Source organism: Shewanella sp. BF02_Schw, assembly GCF_014596695.2.
Lineage (GTDB): Bacteria > Pseudomonadota > Gammaproteobacteria > Enterobacterales > Shewanellaceae > Shewanella.
This window is the reverse complement of the sequence record NZ_JABKAW020000001.1, coordinates 93928-112926: the sequence shown is the minus strand read 5'-3', so window position 1 is coordinate 112926 and position 18999 is coordinate 93928. Positions and strand designations below refer to the sequence as shown.

Here is an 18999-nt window from a genome sequence, read left to right as displayed (position 1 = left end):
TCACATATCTATTGTGCAAACCATTACATTAATATCACATTAATTTTGGCAAAAGCATTTTTACATAATGGCTTAAGCCCAGTATCATAAGATCATCTTAAGCAACCGCTAGGCAATCCATTGCGTTTATCTGCATCTTTATTTCATACTGCTCTCATTACCGTGTTGCTTGTCTTAGCCGGTTGTAGTGTCACTCCATCTGATGATTTCACCCCTATCGATGTGACCAACGCAGCTCAAGCCAAAGCATGGGAACTTCAAGGCAAAATTGCCGTCAAGACATCGCAAGACAAATTCAGCACCAATTTGTATTGGCTACATCAACCTAAAGCAAATGATTTACGCCTAACAACGGTATTAGGCACTACAGTATTAACCCTTAAGACAAATCAAGGTATGGCGACACTTGAAGTTGACGGCAAAACCTATCGTGACAGTAATGCACAAGATTTACTGACAGGTATTAGCGGATGGTCAATCCCGCTTGATAGCCTTCCTTTATGGATTACCGGCCAAATTGGCAGCAATGATAAAATTGTCAGCTATAATCCTGATGGCACAATTAAACAATTAATCAGTCACGACTCTGAAGCCAATTGGGTAGTCAGTTTTCTCGGTTGGCAACAACAAAGCGGCGCGCTTGTGCCTAGGTTGTTGAAGGTTGAGCGTGAGAATGTACAAATAAAAATTCAAACTAATCAATGGACAGCGGTAGCAGCCAAAACTAAATAACGTTAAATATTCAGTGCTGGCTAATCAACAAGGTAGTGAACAAAAACATGACATCGACGAAATCACGCAAATCAGCGGTATCCAAAAGTTGGCCTGCTCCTGCAAAACTGAATTTATTTTTACATGTAACTGGCCAACGAGCCGATGGCTATCACGAATTACAAACACTATTTCAATTTATTGACCATTGTGACTACCTTGATTTTCATATCACAGACACACCAGATTTAATTCTCCATTCTACGATGTCCGATTCTGTCGCTAACAGCGATAACTTAATTCTTAAGGCCGCAAAATCACTTAAGCGTTACGCCCAATATCAAGGCGGTGCGCATATTTGGTTAGAAAAATTATTACCTATGGGTGGTGGTTTAGGCGGCGGTTCATCTGATGCGGCAACTACATTAGTGGCGCTAAATGCCTTATGGAAAACCAATGTTTCACCCAGTAAACTGGCTGAAATTGGCTTAACGCTTGGTGCGGATGTCCCTGTTTTTATTAATGGTTTATCTGCGTTTGCCGAAGGTGTAGGTGAGAAGTTAATCACAGTACAACCACCCGAGTCATGGTATTTAGTTATTGTCCCTGATGTACATGTGTCAACCCAGGATGTTTTTCAACACCCTGATTTGCCACGTAACACACCAAAATTGGATATGAGTAGTTTAATGACTCAACAATGGAGCAATGATTGTCAGAAACTGGTCACAACTAAGCACCCTCAAGTTGCCAATGCCTTAAGCTGGCTGGTAGAATATGCGCCGTCGAGAATGACCGGAACAGGTGCATGCGTGTTCGGGGAATTTACACATTCGCAACAAGCCCTTGACGCTTTAGCCAAATTACCGGCTGATATGCGAGGTTTTGTCGCAAAAGGGATGAACAAGTCGCCATTACAAATACGACTTGAGCAGCTCTAACAACATTATTTCTTCTGGGTCAGTTTTGAGTGACAACACGTAAAATTGATCTAGCCTTTAATCGTAAAGCAAACACCTGAGGTTCATAAAGTGCCCGACATCAAGCTCTTTGCTGGTAACGCTACCCCAAATCTAGCCGCCAAGATAGCCGACCGTTTATTTTGCAAACTTGGCGACGCAGTTGTAGGCCGTTTCAGCGACGGTGAAATCAGTGTTCAAATAAACGAGAATGTACGTGGTGCGGATGTGTTCATCATCCAATCTACTTGCGCACCAACTAACGATAATCTCATGGAGCTTATTGTAATGGTTGACGCGCTACGTCGTGCATCAGCGGGTCGTATTACTGCCGTTATTCCGTACTTTGGTTATGCTCGTCAAGACCGCCGTGTACGCAGTGCACGTGTACCCATTACCGCAAAAGTTGTTGCAGATTTCTTGTCAAGCGTGGGTGTTGACCGCGTATTGACTTGTGACTTACATGCTGAGCAAATTCAAGGTTTCTTTGATGTCCCTGTTGATAACGTGTTCGGTAGCCCTGTGTTACTTGAAGACATGTTGGCAAAGAAATTAGAAAATCCTGTTGTTGTGTCTCCTGATATTGGCGGTGTAGTTCGTGCTCGTGCAGTTGCCAAGCTATTAGATGATTCTGACCTTGCGATTATCGATAAGCGTCGTCCACAAGCTAACGTTGCCCAAGTAATGCATATTATTGGTGATGTTCAAGGCCGTGATTGCATCATCGTTGATGACATGATCGACACGGGTGGCACCTTATGTAAAGCTGCTGAAGCATTAAAAGAACATGGCGCTAACCGCGTGTTCGCTTATGCTACTCATCCGGTATTCTCAGGCAATGCTGCTGAAAATATTGCTAATTCTGTTATCGATGAAGTTATCGTGACAGACACGGTGCCATTAAGCCCTGAAATGCTGAAAGTGGCTAAAGTGACCCAGCTAACGATGTCTGCAGTATTAGCTGAAGCGATTCGTCGCGTTAGCAACGAAGAGTCAATCTCTGCGATGTTCCGCCACTAATCACCTTTAGTGAGTGAAACAACTAAACGCACTCTTACGAGTGCGTTTTTGTTTGGTTAAACCTCGCAAAAATACTTTATATAAGTTACTTGAGAAATAAGCCGAACCACCATTACCAGATGTTCGTCATTATTGAATGGCAGATGTCTAACATTAACCGTCAAATCATTCTACAACCTTCAAGCATTCAACTCATAAGTGCATTTATTGATTGAATCAATAGCATCATCTCATCGTCCGCTTCCAAACCCAAAAACCAGACTCATCTATGCAGTCATGCTTTGCATGACTGCATTCGACTCTAGCGGATGCTGAGAATGTGCAGAATAGAATGCCTTTTGAGTGTGTAAAAAAGTATTGCCCGCAGTGATACCGGTTTGATAATCATGGCGTAAGCCCATATCTGTGCTACCCAACAATTTGCTTTGCAGATCATCATCAGCAAAAATTTGAATGATCTCGACATCATCTGGTGGATTGGCGATAAACGCGAGCTCTTGTTCGTAAGCATGTTCATGCTGAACCAAGTAATCTATGGTTTTAGGACAATAACCTGACACACAAATCCATGATTTTAATTTATGCACCCAAGCAGACTGTGCATGAAAATCTTCATTAACAGTACGAATTACCACTATTTTTCTCGCACCACGGCGATATGCTTCACGAACCGGTAACGGCGCAGCCAGTCCACCATCAAGATAAAAGTCCGCTTGAGGGTAATCATCGTCGGTCTGAACTTGATTAGCTGCACTGGCGGTTAACCAGGGCGCAAGTTTAACCCCCTGTTTATATAGAAAGGGTAATGCACTTGAGGCTTTAAGTAATTCGCGCCAGTGGTCATTATCACCATTTGGGCGTAAGAAATAACCTTGTCGGTCGCGTGAATTAGTTGCGGTGATCAGTAACTCGCGTTGTCCCAAAGATTTTGCTGCTGCGGTAAAGTCTAAGGCAAAACTACCTTGAGTCGTTTTATCAAAGTACCAGTCCAAATCGACAACATTTCCGCCAACTAACCCTCGGCCCAGTTGGTAAAATCGCTTATGTCGTGATAACCCACGGATTAATCGCTTGGCATAGCCTTTTTGGCGAGATAAATAACTCGTGAGATTTTGTGAACCAGCAGATGTGCCTATGAATAAATCAAAGGGATCAAAATCATTATCTAACCACGCATCTAAAACACCAGCAGTGAATATCCCTCGCTGACCACCACCTTCAGCAATCAGTGCCATCTTGGGTTGTGATGCTTCATAAGGGTTCGTTAATGGTGTTGGTGTTAGGACGTTCATGGTAAGCCTTTCTAAAAATATTCACTGCATAAGACAAGTCTAAACAACAGTAAGTAAAATAGATAACCGATAGAATCAATCGCGTTGATAGGAAAATACTATTGGTAAACAATACCGATTGTATTAATTATCTGCTTATTCAGAGTAACTTGATAGCAGATGGGATAAGGCTAAGGGGTGATTTTCTTTGAGCAGTATTAACATCAACAGGCTTCAATATGCTCAAAACATTTTGCTAAAAAAACGCAGCAAAAAGCCCGTCTATAAGACGGGCTTTTTAGAATTTGGCTGGGATACAAGGATTCGAACCTTGGAATGCTGAGATCAAAACCCAGTGCCTTACCGCTTGGCGATATCCCAATAGTATTTTTTAAACAGATATGAAAAACAATTGTGACTAAAATTTGATGGTACGGAAAGAGAGACTTGAACTCTCACACCTCGCGGCACCAGAACCTAAATCTGGCGTGTCTACCAATTCCACCATTCCCGCATCAAATTTTAACTTAGAGTATACTCTTTTTATTTCAGAGTAAACTTTGCTTTACCAGCTAGCGTAAGTACAACTCACTCTACCCAGTAAATATGGTAGCAATGGCGGGACTTGAACCTGCGACCCCAGCATTATGAGTGCTGTGCTCTAACCAGCTGAGCTACATTGCCAAAGATGGCTGGGATACAAGGATTCGAACCTTGGAATGCTGAGATCAAAACCCAGTGCCTTACCGCTTGGCGATATCCCAATAATCTTGTCTAACTTTATAAATGGCTGGGATACAAGGATTCGAACCTTGGAATGCTGAGATCAAAACCCAGTGCCTTACCGCTTGGCGATATCCCAATCAAACTTTTTGAAACATTCGCTTAAGCCAATATTTCTAACAAATGGTACGGAAGGAGAGACTTGAACTCTCACACCTTGCGGCACCAGAACCTAAATCTGGCGTGTCTACCAATTCCACCACTCCCGCACAACACTCTAGTTTAACATCTTGAGCAGATGGGTAAGAAATAGATGGTAGCAATAGCGGGACTTGAACCTGCGACCCCAGCATTATGAGTGCTGTGCTCTAACCAGCTGAGCTATATTGCCACTATTTCTTGCTATCCCTCTTGGTGAGGAACGGGGCGTATTATGCTTATTCAGGTTATCTAGGTCAACTGGTTTTTTTCGCTATTTTCATCAATTCGACTTGTTCGGCTATAACTTCACCAAACTGAATGCCGAATCGACAAAATAAACCCAATTAACACACCTTAAACACCTTTACGGCCCATTTTAATTTCTAATTAACGTAAGTGACACTTATACGTTAAATAAGAAATGCATTACATCGCCATCTTTAACGATGTATGTTTTACCTTCAACACGTAATTTACCCGCATCTTTGGCGCCAGCTTCACCTTTGTAGGTAATAAAATCTTGATATGCCATAACCTGTGCACGAATAAAGCCACGTTCAAAGTCGGTATGGATTACGCCAGCAGCTTGTGGGGCAGAAGCACCAACAGGTACTGTCCATGCGCGAACTTCTTTTACACCTGCAGTAAAGTACGTTTGCAGATTCAGTAATTCGTAACCTGCACGAATTACGCGGTCTAAGCCAGACTCTTCTAAACCAAGGTCAGCCATAAACTCTGCGCGGTCATCTGCTTCCATTTCTGCTAATTCAGATTCAATAGCGGCACATACAGGCACAACGATAGCATTTTCTGTAGCGGCAATAGCACGAACAACATCTAAATGAGGGTTGTTTTCGAAACCATCATCGGCAACGTTAGCAATGTACATTGTTGGTTTAATCGTTAAGAAGTTAAGGTAAGCAACGGCTGCTAACTCTTCTTTAGTTAATTCCAACGAACGCAACATTTGGCCTTCATTTAACAATGGACGCATTTTTTCAAGTACAGCGACTTCAAATTTTGCATCACCGTCGCCGCCTTTAGCACGTTTAGCTTGACGAAAAATAGCGCGCTCACATGCGTCTAAGTCTGCTAGAGCTAGCTCTGTATTAATGACTTCAATATCGCCAGCTGGGTCAATTTTATTCGCTACGTGAACAATGTTCGGATCTTCAAAACAGCGTACTACATGACCAATTGCATCAGTTTCACGAATGTTAGCTAAAAACTTGTTACCTAAGCCTTCACCTTTCGATGCACCAGCGACTAGACCAGCGATATCAACGAACTCCATAGAAGTAGGTAAAATACGTTGAGGTTTAACAATAGCAGCTAACGCATCAAGACGTGCATCTGGTACCGGTACCACACCCGTGTTTGGCTCAATAGTGCAAAACGGAAAGTTTGCCGCTTCAATACCCGCTTGTGTTAACGCATTAAACAACGTTGACTTACCCACGTTTGGCAGACCAACAATGCCGCATTTAAAACCCATATGCTTACCTTTATATATGTAGAGTTATCCCATTGGATAATGATGTCGAAAGGGTGTTAAAACAAAACTCGCTTGGCTTATTCTGCTTTGAACGAATGTAATCTATGCATGGCTTTCGCCATGTCTTGGTTAAATAAAATCTCGGTTGAACGAACCGCTTCATCAATCGCGGCGTTTATTCGCTCTTGCTCTATCGTTGGTGCCCTGCCAAGTACGTAGCCGCTGACTTTATTTTTATCGCCTGGATGGCCAATGCCAATGCGCAAACGATGAAAGTTTTTGTCGTTACCTAAACTGGCAATAATGTCTTTTAAACCATTATGACCACCATGGCCACCGCCCAACTTGAATTTAGCCACACCAGGATCCATATCCAGCTCATCATGGGCGACTAAGATTTCCTCGGGCAAAATGCGGAAAAAATTGGCTAACGCTGCAACCGACTTACCACTTAAGTTCATATAAGTTGTCGGGATCAGTAAACGAACATCCCTGCCATGCAACGTTGCACGGGCTGTGACACCAAAATATTTACTCTCTGCAACCAAAGGGACATTACATATACGCGCTAATTCTTGCACGTACCATGCACCAGCATTATGGCGAGTTTGTGCGTATTCAGCACCCGGATTTGCCAACCCGACAATCAATTTAATGTTACTCATCACAACCTAGTCAGTTTAATAGCAAACAATGCTGCTAAATGCCTTCATGGGGTACATCAAAATACACATGATGCAAAACGCGGCATTTTATACCAATTTCACTCATAATGTAATCATTCAAAGCCACTCATGCTTTACGGTTGACGACTCTTTACAGAAGTCATGTTTGTTGCGTAGTAAGCCTAGCTAACAAATGGCACATATCGCCAACCGATAGTTTAATTCAGCCCAAGCGCGTACTTCAATACTTTACGTTTTAGCGGTGAGTCGATATTGGCCAGTTTTAACGCGCCATTACGCAGTAATTTTAATGGCAATAAATTGTTACTAAAACCAGCGTAAAAAGCATCCATTGCAGTCATCATCAATTGATTATCATAATATCGCGCTTGCTGATAATGCTTTAATACACTCGCATGCCACCATGTTTTACCATTACCAATAGCATTAGCAATTTGAGCCACCAGCACATCGACATCTTTAAAACCAATATTAACGCCTTGACCAGCTAATGGATTAATCGTGTGAGCTGCATCGCCAATAATAACCAGATTATCTTGATAATATTGTTGTGCATGGCGCCGAGTTAATGGAAAACTACCGCGATTTTCAACAGTAAAATCAGGGTCTAATCTCGATGGGAAATGCAGTCTGATTTGTTCGGCAAGTTGTAGATCATTCAGTTGAGATAACTGTTTAATTCGATTGGCATCGTCATACCACACTAACGAAGCATTATTTCCAGGCAGCGGCAGTAAGCTTCTAGGCCCTGCTGGAGTAAATTGCTGCCAGGTAATTGATTGCTGAGGAGTTTGAGTACTTATATTGATTAACATTGCCGATTGGGCATAATCCCAACCTGTCACCCCAATACCAGCCCATTGGCGCACTTGCGAGTTAGCCCCATCGGCACCAACAAGTAATGTTGTAGTAAGCATATCGCCATTATCCAGCAAAACACCGACTTGATGACCATCTCTTAAACGCGAAAACTGCATCACTTTAGCTGGACACAGTAAGGTGATGTTGTCCATTTGATGAATTTGTTGCCATAGGCTTAATTGAATTAAACGGTTTTCAAAAAAATAGCCTAAGTGCGGCTGGCCAACTTGTTCGGCGCTAAATGCAGTAAGGCAGCCATCAAGTTCCCATGTTTCTAAACCAGTATATGGCACATGACGCATGGTTAGCAGCTCATCCATAACACCAAGTCGCGCTAACAATTGCTCAGATGCCACACTAATTGCCGAAACTCGTACATCTAGAGGCTGCTCTGGTTCATAAGGTTGCGGTTGGCGAGATTCAATCACTGCAACACTGAGCCCTAACTGACCTAATCCAATCGCTGCTGCTGCACCGACCATTCCGCCGCCAACAACGACAACATCATAATGATTAGTGTGACCAGTGGTGTTCGTTGATGTGCATGAAGCATCTTGCATTGTGTTGGCATCCATAAATAGTGAGATGAGTTTCTGTTTAATATGACAGTGAATAGAGGTCAATATATGTATAAATATGTCTATAAGAGCTAAAGCATGACCAAATGTTGCTATAACGGCTTTTTCCTACACTTGCTTACAATGAACAAAAACCAATCAATAAACGATTTTATATGCTGTGACTGTCTGATTAATTGATCCACTTTACGTAATCAAGAGAGGACATCATGAACCGTCACCATCAATTTGTACGCCATTACATTCGCTATGGTTTAATTGCCACAGTTTTGATCACCACAATCATAAGTTGCGCATTAATACTGTCGACTAATGCCAGTGCCAATAACCCCAAAAATAATTTAATCACTCCGGACGCAACAAATATAGGTCCCATTGAAACCATTACCGTGACATATCGTAATGCATTCGATTATGCCCTATATCAACAAACCACGGAAATGTTGCTCCGCTTTAATCGCGATCTAAGCCAAAGTAATCTCGTTCAAGTCCAGCAACAAAGTCGCCAAATGGCCGCGGAATTTGGTTTTTACTCAGCTCAATCCATCACGTTTAACGCCAACGATAAATCATTACAATTTTCAAGGCTATTACAAAGTTTAGATTCAAATGAGTGAAACTTGCACTAGTGCTAGCCAGACCGCCTGACAACAGGTAAAATGTCGCGCTATTTTTACTGTGATTTACTGGCGAGCACTGATGAGTAAAAAACTTCATATTAAAACCTGGGGCTGTCAAATGAATGAGTATGACTCATCAAAGATGGCCGATTTATTAGACGACTATCAAGGATATACCTTGACCGAGGACGCAAGCGAAGCAGATGTTCTGCTGCTTAATACTTGCTCTATTCGTGAAAAAGCACAGGAGAAGGTATTCCATCAGCTAGGGCGTTGGAAATCTTTAAAAGATAAAAATCCTAATTTAATTATTGGGGTCGGTGGTTGTGTTGCCTCGCAAGAAGGTAAAGCAATTAAAGATCGCGCTCAATGCGTTGATATTATCTTTGGTCCACAAACCTTACACCGTTTACCTGAGATGATTGAACAAATTCAACGTGGCGAAAAAGCCGTGATTGATATCAGTTTCCCAGAAATTGAGAAGTTCGATCGTCTTCCTGAGCCTCGCGCTGACGGTCCAACCGCGTTCGTGTCAATTATGGAAGGTTGCAGTAAGTACTGTTCTTTCTGCGTGGTACCTTATACCCGTGGTGAAGAAGTCAGCCGTCCGTTAGATGACGTTATTCTTGAAGTGGCCCAATTAGCCGCCCAAGGTGTACGTGAAGTCAATTTATTAGGTCAAAACGTTAACGCATATCGCGGTGCAACTCATGATGATGAGATATGTACCTTTGCGGAATTATTGCGCCTTGTGGCCTCAATTGATGGTATCGACCGTCTACGTTTTACCACTAGCCACCCAATTGAATTCACCCAAGACATTATCGATGTGTATGAAGACACGCCTGAATTGGTGAGCTTCCTGCATTTACCGGTGCAATCGGGTTCTGATCGTATTTTGACCCAAATGAAACGCGGTCACATGGCAATTGAATACAAGTCGATTATTCGTCGCTTGCGTAAAGCTCGTCCTGATATTCAAATCAGTTCAGACTTTATTATTGGTTTCCCTGGCGAATCTAAACAAGATTTCGCTGATACCATGAAACTGATTGAAGATGTTGGTTTTGACCACAGCTTTAGCTTTATCTACAGCGCTCGCCCAGGCACGCCTGCGGCAGATTTGCCTGATGATGTTAGCGACGAAGAAAAGAAGCAGCGTTTAGCGATTTTACAAGAGCGCATTACGCAACAAGCAATGCGTTATAGCCGTCATATGTTAGGCTCGGTTCAACGTATTTTAGTAGAAGGTCCATCGGTAAAGAATCCAATGGAACTTCGCGGTCGTACTGAAAACAGTCGAGTCGTTAACTTTGAAGCCGCCCACACTCATATCGGCAGTTTCGTTGATGTGAAAATTGTTGATGTTTATACCAACTCATTACGCGGCGAATTTGTCCGTGGTGAAGATGAAATGGATTTACGTCGCAGTTTACAACCAGCTGATATTATGGCTAAACACAAGCAAGATGACGCATTAGGTGTGACCCACTTTAAGCCGTAATTCATGTTTGTTGCTTAAGATGATATTAAAGGCGGCTTGTCCGCCTTTAATTTTGCCTAAAATTAGTCATATTATGGTAATTCGATACAGAGACTCGTAAACTGTCATTATTACTAAATGGCATATATTTTGTTGTCCAATACCAAAACCTGGAGCTTTATTTGACCACTAAAGTCACTACCATGAATTTGTATCTAGAACCTTCAGATACTCGCCGCCTCGTGTCATTATGTGGCCCATTTGATGACAACATCAAACAGCTAGAGCGCCGATTAGGTGTTGAGATTGTTCATAAAGATAACCACTTCACTATTGTTGGACTGCCACGTAATGCGCTCAATGCCAATAACTTGCTGCGTCAGTTATACATTGAAACCCAAACCGTAAAAGGCAGCACGCCAGACTTAGAACCTGAAGTAGTGCATTTAGCCATTCAAGAAGCCATTAACCTTGAAGCACAGCAAGACTCTGACGACAGTAGCATCCATATAAAAACTAAGCGTGGTGTGATTAAGCCTCGTACACCAAATCAAAGTGTGTACATGCATAATATCACTCGTCACGACATCAGCTTTGGTATTGGCCCTGCTGGTACAGGTAAAACTTACCTTGCTGTTGCAGCGGCGGTTGATGCGTATGAGCGACAAGAAGTGCGTCGTATTCTATTAACTCGTCCTGCGGTTGAAGCCGGCGAGAAACTCGGTTTTTTACCGGGCGATTTAAGCCAAAAAGTCGATCCATATTTACGCCCACTTTATGATGCCTTATTTGAGATGATGGGTTTTGAGAAGGTTGAAAAACTGATTGAACGCGGCGTAATTGAAGTCGCCCCGCTCGCTTACATGCGCGGCCGGACTCTCAATGATGCTTTCATTATTTTAGATGAAGCCCAAAACACCACAGTTGAACAAATGAAAATGTTCTTAACCCGTATTGGGTTTAATTCTCGTGCGGTGATCACTGGCGACATTACTCAAATTGATTTACCTCGTAGCCAAAAATCAGGCCTACGTCACGCCATTGAGGTTCTCAGTGAAGTATCTGAGATCAGCTTTAATTTCTTTATTGCCCAAGATGTGGTCCGCCACCCTGTTGTTGCTCGTATCGTTGAAGCGTATGAAGCATTCGAGCAACAAGAGCAAATCCAAAAAACCATCAAAGAACAAGCTTATCGTGAACGTGAGCAGAAACGTCAGCTAATAGATAAAGAGGAAAGTGCTCAATGAGCCAGCAAGGGATATCATTAGATCTCGACCTGCAAATTGCAGTCGATAATCCACATTTACCGACTCAAGCTGAGTTTGAAACTTGGGTTCGAACGGCTATTGGCCAAACAATGCCAGTAGTCGAGTTAACCATTCGTATTGTTGATATTGCCGAGAGTCAACAGCTCAATTCAACTTATCGCGGTAAAGACAAACCAACTAACGTATTGTCGTTTCCGTTTGAAGCGCCGCCTGAAGTTGAATTGCCATTATTGGGTGACCTCGTTATCTGTGCACCAGTGGTGGAACAAGAAGCAATTGAGCAAAATAAACCGCTAATCGCACACTGGGCACACATGGTCATACACGGTAGCTTGCATTTGCTGGGTTATGACCATATTATCGACGAAGAAGCCGATGAGATGGAGTCATTAGAGACCCAACTTGTTGAAGGCTTAGGTTTTGACAATCCCTATAAGGAAGCATAAATAAACAAGGTATATCTTATAGATAACCCTGTTTAGGTAAATATTATGAGTGACGATATCCCCCCGAGTACAAACGCCCACAAGAAGAGCTGGTTCGATAAAATTAACCAATTATTTCAGGGCGAACCTCAAAATCGCGAAGATTTAGTTGATGTCATCGCCGGTGCAGAAATGCGTGACCTCATCACCGAAGATACTCGCGAAATGATTAAAGGTGTATTAGAGGTTTCCGACCTTCGTGTGCGCGACATCATGATCCCAAGATCGCAAATTGTTACCATTCAAATAGACTCGACCGTCGATGAGTTTTTAGAAATCGTCATGGATTCAGGTCACTCTCGCTTCCCTGTTGTTAATGAAGACAAAGATCATATTGAAGGCATTTTACTGGCTAAAGATTTGATCAAATACGGATTTAAACAATCTGATGAATCTTTTACTCTTGCCCAAGTGATTCGACCTGCCGTGGTCGTTCCTGAAAGTAAAAGAGTCGATGTACTACTCAAAGAATTCCGCTCACAACGCTACCATATGGCGATTGTTGTCGATGAATATGGTGGAGTGTCAGGCCTAGTCACTATTGAAGATATTCTCGAAGAAATTGTCGGGGAAATTGAAGATGAATTTGACCATAATTCAGTTGAAGATACCGAAATCAAAAAACTCAGTAACACAGTGTTCATGGTAAAAGCGCTGACTGAAATTGAAGATTTCAACGATGCCTGTGGTACCAACTTCAGTGATGAAGAGTTCGATACTGTCGGTGGTATGGTGTCGCATGCATTTGGCCATTTACCAGAACGTAATGAAAGCATTATCATCAACAATATCGAGTTCAAAGTCATTAACGCAGATAACCGCCGCTTGGTGCAACTTCGTGTTAAACTCCCTGACCCTAATATTAGTGAAGAATTCGACGACTAAATCGTGCTAAAAACTCAACCTTTACACTCTTCTTTGAGTATTGTTCGTCTGGTGACGGCATTTATTGCTGGCGCCAGTACGGCACTTTCGTTTGCGCCTTATGAAATTTGGGCCATATTTCCTTTAGCATTGAGTTTTGCCCTATGGCAGAGTCATACATTAACCGCCAAACAAAGTTTGTATTACTGGCTTAGTTTCGGTTTTGGCTGCTTTGCCATTGGCATTAGTTGGGTGCATGTCAGTATTGATACCTTTGGTGGCATGCCCATTGTTGTGTCGATAACCTTAATGGCTTTACTGGCACTGTATCTGGCAATTTATCCCGCAATAACAGGATACTTGCTCAGCAAGTTATCACGCACAGCTAAGCACTCCTTAAATCCTTACTTTACCTATCTAGGATTATTCCCAGCATTATGGGTGCTAACTGAATGGTTAAGAGGATGGGTACTGACAGGTTTCCCTTGGATTTGGGCTGGCTACAGCCAAACATTAGGGCCTCTTAGTGAATTTGCCAGCTTTATTGGTGCGTTAGGACTGAGCTTTGTGGTGGCTTTAGTTGCAGGCTCACTGATGCTGTTAACACAAAAGCGAGTATTCCCAGTGTTAATCATATTACCTATATTGGCATTAAGCGCTTGGGCGGCACCGCAACTCAACCCAATATCAGCCAGTGGTAAAACAGTTAAAGTGGCATTAGTGCAGGGTAATATTTCCCAAAGTATGAAGTGGGAGCCAGATGCATTGTGGCCAACCATGCTTAAATACATGGATCTAACCCGTGAGCAATTTGATGATGCCTCTAGTGTCGATATCGTTATTTGGCCAGAAGCTGCCATTCCTGCACCAGAAGCCATGGTGGAAGACTTTTTATTGAATGCCAATCAAGTCGCCAATATGAATAACATTGCGATTATTACAGGCATTATTAGCCACCAGCAAAATGATTTTTATAACTCATTAATCGTATTAGGTAATCACCATCAGAAACAGCAACAAAGTGCTGACTATATTGCCGGTGGCACCAACGAGTTTAAGAAACATCATTTACTACCAATTGGTGAGTTCGTGCCATTAGGGGATTTATTACGCCCCATTGCACCGTTTTTTAATTTACCAATGTCATCATTCCAACGTGGTGACTACACTCAACCTAATTTAATTGCACTGGGTTATCATGTAGCGCCGGCGATTTGTTATGAAATTGCCTTTCCAGAGCAAATAAGAGCAAGCGTTACAAATGAAACAGATATGCTACTCACAGTATCAAACGACGCTTGGTTTGGCGCATCTAACGGGCCATTACAACACATGGAAATAGCCCAAATGCGTGCCATTGAAATGGGTAAACCTCTTCTGCGTGGTACCAATAATGGCATTACTGCAGTCGTTGATCCGCATGGACGAATTACCGATGCTATCCCGCAGTTTGAAACTGGGGTGTTAGTAACCAATATTGCACTTTATCAAGGTGAAACTTGGTTTAGAAAAATAGGTCAATTCCCCTTACTCATACTGTGCGGTTTATTAGTGTTATTTGGTGTCAGAAACGTCTTACGTAAATAACAGGACAATTTGATGTCACAATCGATTCGACTCCAAACACAGGTTCTCTCAAAAGGATTTACCTTAATAGAGTTGATTGTGGTCATCATTATTTTAGGCATTCTAGCGCTAGTTGCAGCACCTAAATTTATTGGCTTGAGTACCGAAGCGAGACAACGCACCCTATCGGGCCTCATGGGCAGCATTAAAACAGCCAATACTCTGGTGTATGCCCGTTCAAAAATGACGAGCTTACGAGTGCAAGCAGTCACAAACCGCGATGACTTAATCGATATTGATATCGACAACGACGGAGTATTTGAAACTCGGTTAAAATGGGGCTATTTAGACAACACGGACATTGAAAAATGGATCGTTGTGGATGACGCTTTTACCATTCAATATCAAGGAATTGCTATTACTTATATCGGATATGATAAAGATGATAATGGCCAGGTCATCAATGACAATTGTTACTTCTCTTACACTCAAGCCGCAGATGCAAATACAGCACCCCAATATCAAACTGTAGTCAGTGGTTGCTAATCTAAAACCGTCTTTCAATGCATTTAGATGTTAAAAATAAGCTATCAATATAAACTAAGCTTCAGCTTGCTTCGTAATGTCTTCAGTAAACAACTATTGGTGAAGATTACGATGCAACTATTTGAAATAAAATTAGCCATATCCCAACAAACTAAACATCCAACGATTATTAGTTATGCCGACTCAAATCATTATTTGCTCGGTGTTAAAGATCTGCTAGGAAATTTTTACAGTGTTCGCAATAAAGCAGGGAAACAGCTGAGTTTCAACTCAATCAAACAAGCTGAAGTGTTATTGAAACAACAAGGCATTCATTATGCCATGCTAGAAATTCAGACAGCGTATGATGAAATGATCGGTAACAGCAGTACGAGTCACTACCATTACCGAGTAGAGTTTTAAGTATTCACTTAGCTGGTTATGGTGTTAACGGCTCCCTTGAAAACTCATTATAATCACATTTTGGGCAGTCGGGGATGACCCCAGGAAAATCGATTTGCATTTGATGACCACATTTATCGCAGGTCAGTTTACCTTGGTTAATAATTTCCCCAGACTTATAAACACCATGATGTTTAAAATCTTGTAAAAGTTCATGCCACTCCACTTGGCTACGATCAGTTATTTCGCTCAACCACTGCCATAATGTATTCTCAATCCCAATAACCATCGGACTAAAACTCAAATTATCGGCATTTTCCTCATTTAAGAAGGCTGCAATGTCACGCTTTAAAAATTCTTCTACTAAAGCGAGCTCTTCTTCATCTGCATGAGATTTTAGTTTTAAATACTCTTTACCCTGGGTCACTGACTTAAACAAACTTTTAGCAGTCAATGAGTTATCTTGCTCAAACGAGGTTTTCACCTGTTCGAATAGTGACTGATATAAGGCTAATAGTGCTGAACTTTTTCCACTCATAAGTAATACTCCTTAATACGCACCTTTTTAATAGATCACTTCTGGTTTATTCTATGCAGTTATAAATCTCGCTGCTGAGCGTTAGATCAAACAATGGGCGGCATGGCCGGAAATAGATTGATGCAAGAGCTATATAATCCCTCAGAAATTGAAGCCTTAGTGCAAAAGCACTGGCACGAACATAAAACCTTTGAAGTTACTGAAGATGAAAGCAAAGAGAAATTCTATTGTCTTTCAATGTTTCCGTATCCTTCAGGTCGTCTTCACATGGGCCACGTCCGTAACTACACAATAGGCGATGTAGTGGCACGATATCAACGTTTGCAAGGTAAAAATGTTTTGCAACCGATTGGTTGGGACTCATTTGGTCTGCCTGCAGAAAATGCCGCGATCAATAATAAGACCTCGCCGGCACCGTGGACATACGAAAATATCGACTACATGAAGAACCAACTTAAGCTATTAGGCTTTGGTTATGACTGGAGTCGTGAAATCGCTACCTGTACCCCTGAGTACTATCGTTGGGAACAATGGTTTTTCACTCAGTTGTATGCCAAAGGTTTAGTGTACAAAAAAACCTCATCAGTAAACTGGTGTCCAAACGATGAAACTGTACTCGCAAACGAGCAAGTACAAGATGGTTGCTGCTGGCGCTGTGATACTGAAGTGATTCAGAAAGAAATTCCTCAGTGGTTTATTAAAATCACCGATTACGCAGAAGAATTACTTAACGACATCGACACGTTAGATGGCTGGCCTGAGCAGGTTAAATCCATGCAACGCAACTGGATTGGCCGCAGTGAAGGTATTGAAATGACCTTTGCCGTTGCTGACAGTGATGCCTCGTTTGACATCTACACCACTCGCCCAGATACGTTAATGGGCGTGACTTATGTAGCTATTGCAGCAGGTCATCCTTTAGCTGAACAGTCTGCATTGAATAACCCTGAGTTAGCCGCATTTTTAGAAGAATGTAAAAATGCTGATACCACTGAAGCTGCGATGGCTTCGATGGAGAAAAAAGGCGTAGCAACCGGTTTACAAGCTATTCATCCTATTAGTGGCAAGTTAGTACCTATTTGGGTAGCTAACTTTGTATTGATGAATTACGGCACGGGTGCGGTAATGTCGGTACCTGCTCATGATCAACGCGATTATGAATTTGCGCTTAAATATAAGCTTGCGATTGAAGCGGTCATTAAGCCAGTAGATGGCGAAGTAGACGTCAGCAAAGAAGCCTACACCGAAAAAGGTATCGTATTTAATTCTGGAGACACTTTCCCAGAGCTTGACGGTTTAGACTTTCAAGCGGCTTTTGAAGCCATTGATGCTCGATTAACTGCAGAAGGCAAAGGCAAGCGTCAAGTAAACTACCGTTTACGTGACTGGGGTGTATCTCGTCAGCGTTACTGGGGTGCTCCTATCCCAATGGTGACCCTCGCAGATGGTACTGTTGTGCCAACGCCTGAAGATCAACTGCCAGTTATTTTGCCAGAAGATGTGGTGATGGACGGTATTCAAAGTCCGATCAAAGCTGATAAAGCTTGGGCAGAAACCACAGTCAATGGTCAGCCTGCAATGCGCGAAACAGATACCTTTGATACCTTTATGGAATCATCGTGGTATTACGCCCGTTACTGTAGCCCTCACGCAGACGAAATGTTAGATCCTGCTAAAGCTAACTACTGGTTACCAGTAGATCAGTACATTGGCGGTATCGAACACGCTTGTATGCATTTATTGTATTTCCGCTTTTTCCATAAGTTGCTACGTGATGCTGGCTTAGTCAACAGTGATGAGCCCGCAAAGCAATTACTGACTCAAGGCATGGTATTAGCAGATGCTTATTACTACACCAACGAAAAAGGTGCCCGAGTTTGGGTATCACCTTTAGAAGTGACTGTGGTAGAAAAAGACGACAAAGGCCGCATTATTAAAGCGATAGACAATCAAGGTCATGAACTGGTTTACACTGGTATGAGTAAGATGTCTAAATCGAAAAATAACGGTATCGATCCACAAGTTATGGTTGAAAAGTACGGTGCTGATACCGTACGTTTATTCATGATGTTTGCCTCGCCACCAGAATTAACCCTGGAATGGCAAGAGTCTGGCGTTGAAGGAGCACATCGCTTCATTAAACGTTTCTGGAAATTGGCTAGCGATCATGTTGCTGCAGGTAAAACTGACCCATTAGATACCAGCAAATTAAATGCCGATCAAAAAGCATTGCGCCGTGAATTACATAAGACCATTGCCAAAGTCAGCGATGACATTGCACGTCGTCAAATGTTTAACACCGCTGTAGCCTCAGTAATGGAACTAATGAACCATTTACTGAAAGCCTCACAAGAAACGGCTCAAGACCGAGCATTACTTGCTGAAGCTTTGTCTGCAGTAACGCGTTTGCTTTACCCTATTGTTCCGCATATGACGTTTACGTTATGGAATGAGCTAGGTAACGAAGGTGATATTGAAGACAGCCGTTGGCCTGAAGTCGATGAGTCAGCATTAGTCGAAGACAGTAAGCTCATTGTGGTACAAGTAAACGGAAAAGTTCGTGCAAAAATTACTGTTGCTGCCGATGCATCAAAAGAAGATGTAGAAGCATTAGGCATGAGTGATGAGCATGTACAAAAACACACTGAAGGGTTAACGGTTCGTAAAGTGATTTACGTGCCCGGCAAACTATTAAGTATAGTTGCTAACTAAGTCGTCTTAATGATGAGGCAAGTTAGCCTCC

Annotated in this window: 17 protein-coding genes and 7 tRNA genes; 12 read left to right on the top strand and 12 right to left on the bottom strand. The window is 42.3% G+C overall.

Annotation, left to right across the window (positions count from 1 at the left end; all coding sequences use genetic code 11):
- Positions 1-120 precede the first annotated feature (120 nt).
- The 3 genes from lolB (at position 121) to HNW13_RS00645 (ending at position 2690) form a co-directional block, all read left to right on the top strand.
- Positions 121-732 (top strand): lipoprotein insertase outer membrane protein LolB, encoded by a 612-nt coding sequence (gene lolB / locus HNW13_RS00655; RefSeq protein WP_162023774.1) that lies wholly within the window; start codon positions 121-123, stop codon positions 730-732.
- Positions 733-779: 47 nt separating this feature from the next.
- Positions 780-1652 carry a 4-(cytidine 5'-diphospho)-2-C-methyl-D-erythritol kinase gene (ispE, locus tag HNW13_RS00650; protein WP_101088714.1) on the top strand — a complete coding sequence of 291 codons (873 nt, stop codon included), beginning with the start codon at positions 780-782 and terminating at the stop codon, positions 1650-1652.
- Between the two features lie 90 nt (positions 1653-1742).
- A complete protein-coding gene (locus HNW13_RS00645) occupies positions 1743-2690 on the top strand; it encodes a ribose-phosphate pyrophosphokinase (protein ID WP_011636202.1) in 948 nt (315 codons plus the stop codon).
- Between the two features lie 266 nt (positions 2691-2956).
- On the opposite strand, the gene HNW13_RS00640 is transcribed toward HNW13_RS00645, so the two are convergent.
- The 11 genes from HNW13_RS00640 to HNW13_RS00590 form a co-directional block, all read right to left on the bottom strand.
- Entirely contained in the window at positions 2957-3982 is a 1026-nt protein-coding gene (locus tag HNW13_RS00640; RefSeq protein WP_192114331.1) for a patatin family protein, read from the bottom strand.
- A 285-nt stretch (positions 3983-4267) separates the two neighbouring features.
- Positions 4268-4342 (bottom strand) — tRNA-Gln (locus HNW13_RS00635).
- Between the two features lie 48 nt (positions 4343-4390).
- Positions 4391-4475: transfer RNA gene (locus tag HNW13_RS00630), tRNA-Leu, on the bottom strand.
- A 93-nt stretch (positions 4476-4568) separates the two neighbouring features.
- Positions 4569-4645 (bottom strand) — tRNA-Met (locus tag HNW13_RS00625).
- Between the two features lie 5 nt (positions 4646-4650).
- Positions 4651-4725: transfer RNA gene (locus tag HNW13_RS00620), tRNA-Gln, on the bottom strand.
- A 23-nt stretch (positions 4726-4748) separates the two neighbouring features.
- Positions 4749-4823 (bottom strand) — tRNA-Gln (locus HNW13_RS00615).
- A gap of 45 nt (positions 4824-4868) precedes the next feature.
- Positions 4869-4953, bottom strand: a tRNA-Leu gene (locus tag HNW13_RS00610).
- A gap of 45 nt (positions 4954-4998) precedes the next feature.
- A tRNA-Met gene (locus HNW13_RS00605) sits at positions 4999-5075 on the bottom strand.
- Between the two features lie 213 nt (positions 5076-5288).
- Positions 5289-6380 (bottom strand): redox-regulated ATPase YchF, encoded by a 1092-nt coding sequence (ychF, locus tag HNW13_RS00600; protein WP_101088712.1) that lies wholly within the window; start codon positions 6378-6380, stop codon positions 5289-5291.
- Positions 6381-6457: 77 nt separating this feature from the next.
- Entirely contained in the window at positions 6458-7045 is a 588-nt protein-coding gene (gene pth, locus HNW13_RS00595) for an aminoacyl-tRNA hydrolase (protein ID WP_101088711.1), read from the bottom strand.
- A gap of 218 nt (positions 7046-7263) precedes the next feature.
- On the bottom strand, positions 7264-8487 hold the full coding sequence (locus HNW13_RS00590; RefSeq protein WP_192114330.1) for an FAD-dependent monooxygenase: 1224 nt from the start codon (positions 8485-8487) through the stop codon (positions 7264-7266).
- Between the two features lie 227 nt (positions 8488-8714).
- Here HNW13_RS00590 and HNW13_RS00585 point away from each other — a divergent pair, with 227 nt between their 5' ends.
- The 8 genes from HNW13_RS00585 (at position 8715) to HNW13_RS00550 (ending at position 15739) form a co-directional block, all read left to right on the top strand.
- Positions 8715-9122 (top strand): hypothetical protein, encoded by a 408-nt coding sequence (locus HNW13_RS00585; RefSeq protein ID WP_182744302.1) that lies wholly within the window; start codon positions 8715-8717, stop codon positions 9120-9122.
- Between the two features lie 82 nt (positions 9123-9204).
- Entirely contained in the window at positions 9205-10629 is a 1425-nt protein-coding gene (gene miaB / locus HNW13_RS00580; RefSeq protein WP_101088708.1) for a tRNA (N6-isopentenyl adenosine(37)-C2)-methylthiotransferase MiaB, read from the top strand.
- 161 nt (positions 10630-10790) lie between these two features.
- Positions 10791-11855 carry a PhoH family protein gene (locus HNW13_RS00575; RefSeq protein WP_162023778.1) on the top strand — a complete coding sequence of 355 codons (1065 nt, stop codon included), beginning with the start codon at positions 10791-10793 and terminating at the stop codon, positions 11853-11855.
- Complete coding sequence (ybeY, locus tag HNW13_RS00570) at positions 11852-12322, top strand: rRNA maturation RNase YbeY (protein ID WP_101088706.1); 471 nt, start codon at positions 11852-11854, stop codon at positions 12320-12322. Before HNW13_RS00575 ends, ybeY begins: the two co-directional genes overlap by 4 nt.
- Positions 12323-12367: 45 nt before the next feature.
- A complete protein-coding gene (corC, locus tag HNW13_RS00565; RefSeq protein WP_101088705.1) occupies positions 12368-13246 on the top strand; it encodes a CNNM family magnesium/cobalt transport protein CorC in 879 nt (292 codons plus the stop codon).
- Between the two features lie 3 nt (positions 13247-13249).
- Positions 13250-14812, top strand: coding sequence for an apolipoprotein N-acyltransferase (lnt, locus tag HNW13_RS00560; protein ID WP_192114329.1), 1563 nt, complete (start codon positions 13250-13252; stop codon positions 14810-14812).
- A gap of 12 nt (positions 14813-14824) precedes the next feature.
- Positions 14825-15337 (top strand): prepilin-type N-terminal cleavage/methylation domain-containing protein, encoded by a 513-nt coding sequence (locus tag HNW13_RS00555; RefSeq protein ID WP_101088703.1) that lies wholly within the window; start codon positions 14825-14827, stop codon positions 15335-15337.
- Between the two features lie 111 nt (positions 15338-15448).
- Positions 15449-15739: a DUF6482 family protein gene (locus tag HNW13_RS00550; RefSeq protein ID WP_174839650.1), complete on the top strand. Its 291-nt coding sequence runs from the start codon at positions 15449-15451 to the stop codon at positions 15737-15739.
- A gap of 16 nt (positions 15740-15755) precedes the next feature.
- On the opposite strand, the gene HNW13_RS00545 is transcribed toward HNW13_RS00550, so the two are convergent.
- Positions 15756-16256 carry a zinc ribbon-containing protein gene (locus tag HNW13_RS00545; RefSeq protein WP_101088702.1) on the bottom strand — a complete coding sequence of 167 codons (501 nt, stop codon included), beginning with the start codon at positions 16254-16256 and terminating at the stop codon, positions 15756-15758.
- A 120-nt stretch (positions 16257-16376) separates the two neighbouring features.
- Between HNW13_RS00545 and leuS the strand changes: the two genes are divergently transcribed.
- Positions 16377-18968 carry a leucine--tRNA ligase gene (gene leuS, locus HNW13_RS00540; protein ID WP_101088859.1) on the top strand — a complete coding sequence of 864 codons (2592 nt, stop codon included), beginning with the start codon at positions 16377-16379 and terminating at the stop codon, positions 18966-18968.
- Positions 18969-18999: the final 31 nt, after the last annotated feature.